Here is a 12,078-nt window from a genome sequence, read left to right as displayed (position 1 = left end):
AAAGGTTTTGGAACTGTCTCTGCTTCAATCTTTGCCGGTACTATCATCAATTAAAAATTCCATTTGCCCCGCTTCCTGACTCGATGCAGCGATCGGCTGGAGTACGACGCTCCATTGTGCGAAATCCGGAAGGTATTCGATGTTGTGTACACCTAAAAGCTCTTTCTTGCCGACTTCTTTAAGAACGGACCTTAATGCTTCTTCCTGTGTGATGGAAGCGCCGGAAGGCTTTTCGGCTTTTGCTGTTTCGATGTTCACTTCGTCGGCCTGCAGCGGGAACGATTCGTTTACAGGACCGGTGAACTTCACTTTTACATATTCTCCGGGCGATACCTTTTTAAAGGCAGGAATGGTTATCCACGCAGCATTATAAAAGTCTTCGTTTTTCCCTACGACCAGTGCCTGTTTCCCTTCTATTTGCATGATATACCCGGTGATGTCAGGGTCGGTGACTTTTTCATTGTGTTTGTTCATGTCGAAGAATAAATAGGCTGCCAATCCTGCTGCCGCCAGTGTCAACAGGACGAGGACGCTTTTCTTCATCACGGTCATCTCCTATCTGTAAAAATCCCATCTGTTGTATGAGACGTTGAAAAGGCGAATGATGTTTCATCCTTTATTGACAGGACATCCTAATCATGTTAAATTGTTTTAGTGCTTTATTTGTTTAGCAAGATAAAGGATTTTGAATGATGGAGGATTTTTTTATGAATGCAGTTGTCATCGCAGTACTTGTTATGCTGCTCCTTAGTTTATTTAGAGTTAATGTAGTAGTCGCACTTGTTATCGGCGCCTTGATTGGCGGGGTGACAGGCGGCCTGGATACGGCTAAAACGATTGAAGTGTTCACAGGCGGGCTTGGCGGAAGTGCTGAAGTGGCACTCAGCTATGCGCTCCTTGGAAGCTTTGCAATTGCCCTGTCAAAAACCGGTTTGCCGGATGCACTTGTTGATTTTGTCCTAAACCTTGTCGGGCGTGAAGGGAAGGGGGCCAGAAGGCCTGTTGCCATGGCGCTTGTCGTGGTGCCGCTGCTCCTCATGTCCATTTTCTCGCAGAACCTGATTCCGATCCATATCGCATTTATTCCGGTTCTGGTACCGCCGTTATTGAAGATTATGAGCGAAATGAATATTGACCGCCGGCTCATCGCATCTGTGCTGACATTCGGGCTGACGGCTCCGTATATTTTGCTGCCGACAGGATTTGGTGCCATTTTTCATGATATCTTAGGCACAAACATGGCGGAAAGCGGATTTGAGATTGATAATGCCCTTATTCCTGAGGCGATGCTTATCCCGACTGCCGGGCTGGTTGTCGGGCTTGCTGTTGCCACCTTTATCAGTTACCGCAAGCCGCGGCAGTATGAAACACCAAAAGTTGCTATTAAACAAAAGGAAGGCGAAGCATATACTGCGAAAAGCCTCCTGTTTGCGACAGCCGCAGTCATTGCTGCGCTTGGTGTCCAGTTATGGACCGATTCGATGATTGTAGGGGCGCTTGCCGGGATCATCGTCCTTTACTTGAGCAGGGAAATGCGCTGGAATGAAGCGGATGATATCCTGACAGGCGGGATGCGGATGATGGCATTTATCGGCTTTGTCATGCTGGCCGCTTCCGGTTTTGCGGCTGTCTTGAAAGAGACCGGCCATGTGGATTTGCTTGTTGAGGCATCGACAGACTTGATCGGAGGAAGCCAGGCTCTGGCAGCCCTGATGATGCTCATTGTCGGCCTGCTTGTCACGATGGGAATCGGATCATCGTTTTCAACGATTCCAATCATCGCAACCATCTTTGTTCCGATGGCGGCCGAAGTCGGCTTCAGCCCAATGGCGACAATCGCTCTCATCGGTACTGCGGCAGCACTGGGAGATGCAGGCTCACCGGCATCTGACAGTACACTCGGACCGACATCCGGCCTGAACGCCGACGGCCAGCACAACCACATCTGGGACACCGTCGTGCCGACATTCCTGCACTACAACATCCCGCTCATCATCTTCGGATGGATTGCGGCGGTATTAGTATTTTAATAGAATAGTTGCCAATGAGATTGCCAGGCAATTGCCTCGCAATTGCCTGGCAATCAAATGAACAAAAAAATGCCAAAACCCTCGGGTTTTGGCATTTTTCATATGTTATTTGTGTAGACAGCTTGATTAGCAGCATTGGAATTGTGCACTTGCCTTACTAAACTTATGCCACGTCGTTGCTGCGTGCCCTTGTTAAGGCATGCGAGCGGCTGATCACCCTGTACAGTCTTGGTGCGACCATGGCTGCGACTGCTGTGAATGCGGCATCTTTTACGGCGAAGAGCATCATGCCCGCCCATGCCTGGGCGTAGCTGATTTCAGCTCCGATCCAGGTGTTGACCGCTGCGTACATATAGTTGGTGCCAAGGAAGTAGTTAAGGAAAATACCAGTGAACGCGGCTGCGAAAAAGTGCGGCAGCCCAGGCTCCCCATCCGCTTTCTCAATGATTTTGCCCGCCGCATATGCAACTGCAATAAATGAAAGAAGAAAGCCGCCAGTCGGACCGTATAGTACAGTCAGGCCGGTGCTGAACTTGGCGAATACCGGAGCGCCTGCCAGGCCGATTGCGATATAAACAGCCATTGCAACAGCACCAAGCCTGCTGCCGAGCAGAAGTCCTGCCAGGACAGCGAAAAACGGCTGCATCGTAAGCGGGATGCCGGCTACCTGCAAAAACGGGGCCCACGAAGTAATATTGGCGCCAACCGCCATCAGGGCGGCAAACATCCCAACAAGTGTGATCTCAATTGGTGTGAATCTCAATCCATTTCTGTATGTACTCATAAACTACCAGCCTTTCTGTTACAATTATGTGAATAATTAAATAGTAAAAGAATCGGTTTTTATTGTCAACCAATTAAGTTGAATTGGTTAACAATAGAAACATTTTCAGAAAAGGTGGTAATATAAACTCTGACAGAATACGAAAACTAATAGGAGGAGTGATTCGCGATGTATTTCGGGAAGAAACGGAGCAGCGAAAATGATCGGGTGCCGCCCAATCAAAATGTGACAAAAGCCTGGCCGGTTCTGCATGCAGGCGGGGTGCCGCAGTATAAAGACGACCTGTCCGATTGGGACCTGAAAATCTACGGCCTCGTCGAACATCCGCTCATTTATACATATGAGGAATTTATGGAACTGCCGCAAGCGGAAACCAGCAACGACATTCACTGTGTGACGGGGTGGTCAAAACTTGATAACACATGGCAAGGTGTCTCGGTGAAAGACGCAGTCAAGGAAACCGGAATCAAACCGGAAGCCAAATACGTACTGCTGCATGCCGAAGAAGGCTGGACGGCAAACCTGCCGATTGAAGATTTTATGCGGGAGACGAGCTTGCTGGCGCACTCACATAACGGTGAAACGCTTGCCCCCGAGCACGGGTTCCCTGTCAGGGCGGTTGTGCCGCACCTGTATTTCTGGAAAAGCGCGAAGTGGCTTCGGGCAATTCAGTTCACCGCGACGGACCAGCCGGGCTTCTGGGAGCGGAATGGGTATCATATGTACGGGGACCCGTGGAAAGAAGAGCGTTTCAGCTGGGACTGATGAAGCTGCTGCATGCAAGCTGACCATTAAGAATATTCATCCGTTCACAAGGCTGTACGCTCTCTAACTTTAAATAATCTTGGATTCTCCTGTATAATGAACACTAAGGTCATAAAGCACGGAAAAACATAAGATGATAGCACCCATTTTGAAAGGGCGGAGTTAAAAGAATGGCAGATACACATACGTATACACGGAAAGAAGAACTCGTCAATGCAGTGACGCATGGGGTCGGTGTGCTTTTGAGCATTGCGGCACTTGTTTTGCTGATTGTTTACGCATCTATGGAGGGAACAGCCTGGCATGTCGTTTCGTTTACGATTTATGGGGTGACGATGCTGATTTTGTATGCTTCCTCTACGCTTGTCCACAGTTTTCCGGAAGGGAAAGTGAAGGACGTCTTTGAATTTTGCGACCACGCCGCGATTTACTTATTCATCGCGGGGACGTATACGCCGCTGCTTCTCGTAGTCATAAGGGGTGCGCTTGGATGGACGCTTTTTGGAATCGTTTGGGGGATTGCGATCGCGGGTGTGGTTTTCAAAGCCTTTTTCGTAAAAAAGTTTTTATTCACTTCGACACTCCTCTATGTATTCATGGGCTGGATCATTATTTTTGCGTGGGGGCCGCTCGTGGAAAGCTTTTCGGCTGCCGGCCTATGGCTGCTGGTGGCAGGGGGGATCACGTACACAGTCGGCACAGTGTTTTACGTATGGCGGGGATTCCCTTATCACCATGCCGTCTGGCACGTTTTTGTACTTGCCGGCTCTGCCGTACACTTTTTCGCGATTTTAAAAACCCTTCCGGCCTAACCGGGATTGCCTCCTGGCAATGATCAAGAAAAGGATGACTGGAAATGTTACATGAATTTACGGTTCGCCTTTCGGAAAAGGAATTGGAACAGGCGATTGAAAAGCTTACTGCAGCAGGTATAGTCAACATGTATTACGAAACGCCGTTTGAAGTTGTTCAGGATGACAACGGCTACGGCTATGTAGAAAAAGAAGACGTGGAAATTGAGCTTCACATCTACGGTGAAGAAGGCGACATGGAAGGTTTGCCTGATACCATGTACACAAAAATCCACGACGTACTCGGATTATCCAAACATGAACTGGCTTATGCCCCGGTAAATGATCAATGGCACAACAGTTTTGAAGATATCGATCTGGGAAACGGATGGATCCTCAGTTTCCCGCCGTTTGACGGTGATGAGCAATCCGGCGCATCAGTCATGCGTTTTGATCCGCAGGCTTCGTTCGGTACGGGACAGCATGAAACAACCAGGGATTGCCTGCGCTTTATTTTTGGTCATGACTTCAGCGGTGCCGCTGTCCTTGACCTCGGAGCAGGTTCGGGAATATTGAGCGTTGCTGCGGCCCTTAAAGGTGCCACAAATGTTCATGCGGTTGATATTGAGCCGATCGAAAGGGAAGTATTGCTCAATGCGGAACTGAACGGCGTTGACGCGGTCGCAGCTGAACAGGCTGACCTGTTGTCGGGAAGCTATCAGGTTGAAGGCCGCTACGATTGGATATTCATTAATATTGGAGCTGATGAGACGATCGGGCTGTTTGAACGGCATGATCTGTTCAACAAAGCGGAATCGATGCTCATATCGGGCCTCGTCGAATGGAATGCCGATCGGGTCATGACGGCCTTCCGGCAAGCAGGCTGGCACATCACCTGGAAAACTCAGACCAACGAATGGATTACATTATCGGCCGTAAAAGAATAAGCAGTACAAAAGGAAGCGTACTTGCGCTTTCTTTTTTTGTGGGGTTATGGAGCGGGAGCGGAAGCATTGCCTGGCAATTGCCTCGCAATTGCCAGGCAATGATATGCCAAAAGACCTACTAAAAGGAGAATTCAGCAAAAAGTCGAATTAAATAGAGAGGAATTTTCACGGGCTTGAGTATAAAAAGGGTGGTAATGTAATGAGAATTCAGAAGGCAGATGATAAAGCGGTACAGGAAATAATGGGGATGATTCATCGGACGATGCATGAAGGGACGATGGGACATTTGCCGGAAGAAGGTGAAAAAGCATCGAACCTTGTGCAGCAGGTCCTTGATAAAGGGGCGTATTTTCTTGCTGCGCAGGAAGAAGATGATCTCGCAGGATGGGTACTTTTCGGAACCAATGTTGATTACTTCACAGATGCGCATCATGCGTTCATCTATGATATTTATGTACTGGAAAAATACCGCGGCCGCGGCCTGGCCCGCAAACTTGTGATGGAAGCGATGAAAGAGGGGAGGCGGCAGGGAGCAAAAGAAATCCGCCTGAACGTTTTTGCCGGCAATCCTGCCCGCAAGCTGTATGAAGAAATCGGATTCGATGAATTCAACATTCTTATGTCCAAAAACCTGTAAAGCGGCTGCATCCGAGGCATACTGCTAATGACAAAGAAGTTCCTGGCTGACAGGAAGAATCGGCGGCATGACTTTTCACCATTCCACATGCCGGGAAGCGTTTCAGACCAAATAGGAAGAAGTGACGGACCGTGTGGAGTCAGAAATCGGCGCGCGAAACGGCAAAACTTCTGAATACAAGCATAGAGGACGGCTTAACAGATGGAGAAATCACGGTTTTGCGTGAAAAGTATGGTGAAAATGTATTCGAAGAACAGGAAAAGCAGACGGTTTTGCAGATGGTATGGGAGCAGATCAACAGTGTGCTGATCTATATATTGATGGCGGCCGCTGTTATCTCGGCAGTTGTCGGTGAAATCAGTGATGCCGTCATTATAGCGCTTGTCATCATCCTTAATGCCGCAATCGGTGTTTTCCAGGAATCGAAGGCTGAGAAGTCGCTTGATGCATTGAAAAAGATGTCTTCCCCAAAAGCTGTCGTGAAGCGGAACGGCCAGGTGCAAGAGGTGGCGTCGGAAGAACTCGTTCCCGGTGATCTGGTGCTTTTAGATGCCGGGCGCTATGTTCCGGCAGACCTCCGTCTGACGGAAGCGATAAATTTGAAGGTGGAGGAATCGGCACTGACAGGGGAGTCCGTGCCGGTTGAAAAACGTGCGGACTGGACGGCACCCGGGAATGTGCCGGCAGCCGACCAGGTGAATATGGCGTTCATGTCGACGCTCACCACTTATGGACGCGGTTCCGGCATCGTCGTAAGAACCGGAATGGATACTGAAATCGGTAAAATTGCCGGGATGCTCGGGAAACAGGTGAAAGAACAAACTCCATTGCAGATGAAACTGGCGGAGCTCGGCAAATTTCTCGGGTTTGGCGCTGTCGTCATCTCGCTCATCATTTTTTTCCTCGGTTTCTGGCAGGGCCGGAATCCGTTTGATATGTTCCTGATTGCCGTCAGCCTTGCCGTTGCGGCAATTCCGGAAGGGCTGCCGGCGATTGTGACCATTGTACTTGCTCTTGGCGTCCAGCGCATGATTAAACGGAACGCCGTGGTCCGGAAACTCCCTTCCGTTGAAACCCTCGGGTCTGTCAGCGTCATTTGTTCTGACAAAACAGGAACACTGACACTTAACAAAATGACCGTCACTGATTTTTTCACAAACAATAAGCAGGGAAAAATGGAGGATTTGGACCCGGGTGGAAACACAGAAAGGCTTTTTCTGGAAGCGATGGTTCTGTGCAATGATGCCGATATTTCGAATGGCCGGGAAACCGGTGACCCGACCGAAACAGCCCTTCTGACGGCGGGTGCGGGCAACGGACTGGATAAAAAAGCGCTTGATGAAAAGTATCCGCGGATTTTTGAAGTTCCGTTCGATTCCGAGAGAAAGAGAATGGCAACCGTTCATGAATACAGAAATGGCACAGCGGTTTTTGTAAAGGGTGCTGTAGAGAGCGTGCTTCCAAAGTTGACCGGCATCATGGCTGGCGGAACGATAAAACCGATCGGGCAAAACGAGGAACAGGCAATCCTCAAACAGGTGGACCAGATGTCAGCGGATGCCTTGCGAGTGCTCATGTTTGCTTACAAAAACACTGACAGGGAAAGATTGTCGCCAGATGCGCTGGAAAGTGATCTTGTTTTTCTCGGGCTGACCGGCATGATTGATCCTCCCCGAGAAGAAGTGAAGGATGCTGTACAAACCTGCCGGGATGCCGGCATTCGGACAATCATGATTACCGGAGATCATAAAATGACGGCGGTTGCCATCGCTAAAAGCCTCGGTATTGCCGATTCCGAGAAAGAGGCAATGACAGGTGCTGAGCTGGACAGCATCTCTGATGAAGAATTGAAAGAGCGTGTGACCGGGACCACTATATTTGCAAGAGTCTCGCCGGACCATAAGGTGAGGATTGTGCAGGCATTAAAGGGAAACGGCATGATCGCTGCCATGACGGGTGACGGGGTCAATGATGCGCCGAGCCTCAAGCAGGCGGATGTAGGTGTTGCAATGGGGATTACCGGCACCGATGTCGCCAAAGGTGCTGCTGATATCGTATTGATGGACGATAACTTTGCGACGATAACAGCTGCTGTGGAAGAGGGACGCAACATCTACCGCAATATAAGAAAATCGGTTTTGTTTCTGCTTTCCTGCAACATTGGAGAAATTATTGCGCTGTTCATTGCTATTTTGCTTGGCTGGCCTGCCCCGCTCGCTGCGATTCACATTTTGTGGGTGAACTTGATTACCGATACATTACCGGCGATTTCCCTCGGTGTTGACCCGGATGACTCTGATGTCATGAAAGAGCCGCCCCGTCAGTCGGGGGAAGGGATTTTTTCCGGAACGGCTGGTCTTTTTACGGCGGCAAACGGCCTGGTGATCGGACTGCTGACGCTCACTGCGTTTGTAACGGGATTGAAAGTATACAGCGGTGCCGAATCGTTCATCGGCATGGATTTCAGCATGATGAACGATGGTGTGATGGCTAAAGCCCAGACAATGGCCTTCCTGACACTTAGCATTTCCCAGCTTGTGCATTCGTTGAACTTGCGCCATCCGTCCAAATCGATTTTTGAAATCGGCCTTACGACAAACCCTTACTTGCTCGGTTCGATTGTCTTAGGCATTCTCCTTCAGGCGGGACTCGTGTACACGCCATTTCTGGCTGAATGGTTTAAGCTTTCACCGATTGGCATGAATGATTGGCTTTTCATCGGGGGACTTGCCCTTGTTCCGCTCATTGTCAATGAAATTGCGAAGCGATTCAGCACACGGGAATGGTGATGATTCGGCCGCAATTTCGCAGCTCGAAGCACTGAATAGGAACAAAATGGTTTTTCCGTAAATAAAGCGGGAAGGTAATGTATAAAGAAGGTCTATTCTTCTAAAGCAGGTATGCCTCTTTTGAAAGGAGGAGTGAATTGAGGAGCAACAAGCAGCGGAACATCACGTTATTCACATTCCTGGTTGCACTCTATGTCGTTCTTGCCGCATCCCTGTTTTTCTTCGGGGAAAAACTTGAAATTTATCCGAATGGATATTCTTATAACGTAAAGCAAAATGTTATGACAGTAAAAGATTACGGCCCTCTTGGCATGGAAGAGAGGACGAACAAGATCAGGATCAGCGATCAAAATTACAAAGCTATGCTGGAAATCCAATGGGGCATCCAGGAGATGAAGCTGGCCTGGACTAACATCGTTGTCATTGCGGCCCTGTTTGCGACGCTTATCCTGATTGGCGTCATCGGCCTGTTGCATCCTGCGTTCAAGCCTTTCAGGAAACTCCTCACCGGAAAGTTTTTCGTTTCCTATACACTCATTCTGTTCGGGCTTGCTGCAGGTTTTTACCTTACGATGTACCGGCCGTCTGTCCAGGAAGTGACGAGGTTTGTTTATTCCATTACATGAAAAAAGAGAACGTCCGGCGAATTATTGCTGCCGGACGTTTCTTTTTGCCTTCAGTAAGGAAGCATTTCAACAGAGCTGCTCTCCCGTGTTCGCTTGAAGGCTCGCAAATCGCCGTTTTTTTACTCTTTTATCACGACTTTCGTGCCAAGCGGGACGCGGTCAAATAACCATTCGACGTTTCTGTTATCCAGCCTGATACACCCGAGGCTGACGTCCTTTCCAATCGAAGAAGGGTTATTCGTTCCGTGGATTCCATATTTTTCACCGCTTGTACCCGGTACACTCAAGCCAAGCCAGCGCGTTCCGAGTGGATTATCCGGGCTGCCGCCGGTGATTCCCTTTGGGGAGTACCACGGATTTTCCAATTTTGCGATCACCTGGAACGTACCGGTCGGTGTCAGATCGTCACTTTTGCCGGTTGCCGCTTTTTCCTGGAAAAGAATCCGGTCTCCATCATAAAGCGTAACGAGATGCTTCGATTTGCTGACCTCTATCCAGCGTCCCTCATGAACCTTCTGTGTCTTCCCTTCAAGTTTGAAAAAATTAGGTATGTATAGGGTTGTGCCTGCTTGCAGGGACGATCCGCTCAGATGGTTGAACTCCTTCACCGCTTCAATATATGTATCGATTTTGTAATAGGAGTCCATAATGCTATAAGCTGTTTCGCCGGGCTGGATAATATGTACATCCAGATGATGCGTCTGCGGAAACATCACTTTTGCTCCTGCTTTTACATCAACCGAAGGATTGGTGATGCTGTTCAATCCGGAAAAATAGGAAAGTACTTTACTGCGGCTGTAAAAGTGTGAAGCGATGCTGAAAAGTGTGTCGCCCTGCTTCACTTTATAAACCGATAAAAAGTCGGGATCAGGAATTTTCAGGGCGGTTCCTGCTTTTATATCGGACGTTCCTGCCAGTCCGTTTGCATCAATGATGAATTGCTGCCCCTCTTTCGACTCATAATAAATACGTGCGATGCTGTACAGCGTCTCGCCTTTTGAAATGGTATGACGTAAAATGATACCCTTTTTTACTGCTGGCTGCTCCTGCTTCCCGGAAGTTTGATATCGGGCTGCGCTGCCGCTTTTTTTGCCTTGCGTAAGCGGCGGGACTGCTCTGTCCTGCTCCCTCTCTTTTTCCCCGTCAGCAATTGCTTCTTGCACTTGCTCTTTTTTCGGTTTCTCAGAATTAAGCACGGTCACCGGTTCTTTTTCCAGGTTATCCGCCGGTCGCGCAGCAGCGGCTGTTCCCTGCCTGAAAGGAATTTCATCCTGCCGAAGGCTCGCTTCTTTTGTCCCGCTAAAAAAGGAAGTAAGGCCAAGCGTTTCTGTAGTAACAAAGACACCGGCTGCCAGGACCAATGTGACAGCGGTCCACACACCCCTTTTTACCATCCTCCGCCTTTTATACACCGTTTTCCGTGACAGATTGCCTGACGAATTCTGCTCAGAATCCATTTCACCACCTCTGAAAATATGACATCTTCTCCGTTATTTTACCGATAGAGAAAAAAAGTTCCAATGTGTCTGAACGACTATTTATAGGAATGAAAGCCTGGAATACAGTCATTTGGATGGGGGAAAATAGGCGTACGCACGTTTATTTTTGACCGAACGAGAAGGATAATGAGTGAAAATTCGAATACGAAATTCGGCGAGACGTCTTTTGCACGATTCGCTGACTTGCAGGACGCCGATATCATTGCAAGTTCAGCGCTTGATTCCCATCATCTTAAGAAGTATCAAAAACATACAAGAATAGAAGTGGTGAGCACATGATTTATACCGTTACATTGAACCCATCGGTTGACTATATCGTTGGCGTGGACAATCTTGAGCTCGGTTCCCTGAACATTACATCTTTTGAAACGAAAAGCTCTGGCGGAAAAGGCATCAACGTTTCGCGTGTTTTAAAGAGACTTGGACAAGAAAATACCGCACTCGGATTCCTCGGCGGTTTCACCGGAGCTTTCATTTCGGAGGAACTATCGCGAGAAGGGGTCTCTTCCGATTTCGTCCATGTAGGCGGAGATACACGCATCAACATCAAACTTAAAACGGGGGAGGAAACCGAAATAAACGGCCAGGGACCTGAGATTACGGAAAACAATCTGGCTGGACTGGAACGGAAACTTGAAACACTCGGCAAAGAGGATGTGGTCATCTTTGCGGGCAGTATCCCGAAGTCCGTTCCTGATACCGTTTATCAATTCCTTGCCCAAAAAGCAAAAAGCAAAGGGGCAGAAGTGATCATTGATGCTAAAGGGGGCGCATTAAAGAATGCCCTCGCCGAGCAGCCGTTTCTCGTAAAGCCGAATCACCATGAGCTTGGCGGCCTGTTTGATGCACAAGTCGAAACGATGGAAGATGCGCTTATTTACGGCAGGAAATTGCTTGATCTCGGCCCTCAAAATGTCATTGTTTCAATGGGTGGAAAAGGGGCGCTGTTCCTTAACAGTTCAGAAGCTTATGCAGCAGCTGCACCGGAGGGCAAGGTGAAAAATACGGTGGGTGCCGGTGATTCTGTCGTTGCCGGTTTTACAGCATCTTATCTGGAAACCGCAGATAAAAAGGAAGCCTTCCGATATGGAATCGCAACAGGGAGTGCAACGGCATTTTCGCTTGGATTTGCCGAGAAAACAAATGTTGAGGCACTGCTGGAAAAAGTGAAGATGATAGAAATATAAAAAGTTGAGAGGTGAACCAGTAT

Annotated in this window: 12 protein-coding genes; 9 read left to right on the top strand and 3 right to left on the bottom strand. The window is 48.7% G+C overall.

What is annotated here, in order from left to right:
* Nucleotides 1–24: 24 nt before the first annotated feature.
* Nucleotides 25–543, bottom strand: a complete 519-nt coding sequence (locus A4U59_RS01035) for a DUF3221 domain-containing protein (protein WP_070119436.1) — start codon at nt 541–543, stop codon at nt 25–27.
* 164 nt (nt 544–707) lie between these two features.
* On the opposite strand from A4U59_RS01035, the gene A4U59_RS01030 reads away from it, so the two are divergent.
* Nucleotides 708–2,030 carry a Na+/H+ antiporter family protein gene (locus tag A4U59_RS01030; RefSeq protein ID WP_070119435.1) on the top strand — a complete coding sequence of 441 codons (1,323 nt, stop codon included), beginning with the start codon at nt 708–710 and terminating at the stop codon, nt 2,028–2,030.
* Between the two features lie 163 nt (nt 2,031–2,193).
* On the opposite strand, the gene A4U59_RS01025 is transcribed toward A4U59_RS01030, so the two are convergent.
* Nucleotides 2,194–2,814, bottom strand: a complete 621-nt coding sequence (locus A4U59_RS01025) for a biotin transporter BioY (protein ID WP_070119434.1) — start codon at nt 2,812–2,814, stop codon at nt 2,194–2,196.
* 168 nt (nt 2,815–2,982) lie between these two features.
* Here A4U59_RS01025 and A4U59_RS01020 point away from each other — a divergent pair, with 168 nt between their 5' ends.
* The 6 genes from A4U59_RS01020 (at nt 2,983) to A4U59_RS00995 (ending at nt 9,369) form a co-directional block, all read left to right on the top strand.
* Nucleotides 2,983–3,579, top strand: a complete 597-nt coding sequence (locus A4U59_RS01020) for a sulfite oxidase-like oxidoreductase (protein WP_070119433.1) — start codon at nt 2,983–2,985, stop codon at nt 3,577–3,579.
* Between the two features lie 170 nt (nt 3,580–3,749).
* Complete coding sequence (gene trhA / locus A4U59_RS01015; RefSeq protein ID WP_070119432.1) at nt 3,750–4,391, top strand: PAQR family membrane homeostasis protein TrhA; 642 nt, start codon at nt 3,750–3,752, stop codon at nt 4,389–4,391.
* 44 nt (nt 4,392–4,435) lie between these two features.
* The gene (locus tag A4U59_RS01010; RefSeq protein ID WP_070119431.1) at nt 4,436–5,317 is read left to right on the top strand and encodes a 50S ribosomal protein L11 methyltransferase; all 882 of its coding nucleotides are present in this window, start codon (nt 4,436–4,438) and stop codon (nt 5,315–5,317) included.
* Nucleotides 5,318–5,516: 199 nt separating this feature from the next.
* Nucleotides 5,517–5,954, top strand: a complete 438-nt coding sequence (locus A4U59_RS01005; RefSeq protein ID WP_070119430.1) for a GNAT family N-acetyltransferase — start codon at nt 5,517–5,519, stop codon at nt 5,952–5,954.
* A gap of 131 nt (nt 5,955–6,085) precedes the next feature.
* Nucleotides 6,086–8,743: a cation-translocating P-type ATPase gene (locus tag A4U59_RS01000; protein WP_070119429.1), complete on the top strand. Its 2,658-nt coding sequence runs from the start codon at nt 6,086–6,088 to the stop codon at nt 8,741–8,743.
* Nucleotides 8,744–8,880: 137 nt separating this feature from the next.
* The gene (locus tag A4U59_RS00995) at nt 8,881–9,369 is read left to right on the top strand and encodes a hypothetical protein (RefSeq protein WP_070119428.1); all 489 of its coding nucleotides are present in this window, start codon (nt 8,881–8,883) and stop codon (nt 9,367–9,369) included.
* 119 nt (nt 9,370–9,488) lie between these two features.
* Here A4U59_RS00995 and A4U59_RS22135 read toward each other — a convergent pair whose 3' ends face one another.
* Nucleotides 9,489–10,763: a L,D-transpeptidase family protein gene (locus A4U59_RS22135; RefSeq protein WP_169823883.1), complete on the bottom strand. Its 1,275-nt coding sequence runs from the start codon at nt 10,761–10,763 to the stop codon at nt 9,489–9,491.
* 231 nt (nt 10,764–10,994) lie between these two features.
* On the opposite strand from A4U59_RS22135, the gene A4U59_RS21185 reads away from it, so the two are divergent.
* Together A4U59_RS21185 and pfkB are read left to right on the top strand one after the other, a co-directional pair.
* The gene (locus A4U59_RS21185; protein ID WP_157888105.1) at nt 10,995–11,147 is read left to right on the top strand and encodes a hypothetical protein; all 153 of its coding nucleotides are present in this window, start codon (nt 10,995–10,997) and stop codon (nt 11,145–11,147) included.
* On the top strand, nt 11,144–12,055 hold the full coding sequence (gene pfkB / locus A4U59_RS00985) for a 1-phosphofructokinase (RefSeq protein ID WP_070119426.1): 912 nt from the start codon (nt 11,144–11,146) through the stop codon (nt 12,053–12,055). The genes A4U59_RS21185 and pfkB overlap by 4 nt, the downstream gene beginning before the upstream one ends.
* Nucleotides 12,056–12,078: the final 23 nt, after the last annotated feature.

Origin of the sequence: Bacillus marinisedimentorum, from assembly GCF_001644195.2 — a bacterium.
GTDB classification, from domain to species: domain Bacteria; phylum Bacillota; class Bacilli; order Bacillales; family Bacillaceae_O; genus Bacillus_BL; species Bacillus_BL marinisedimentorum.
The sequence above is the reverse complement of the archived record's forward strand: the minus strand, read 5'-3'. Positions and strand labels throughout refer to the sequence as shown.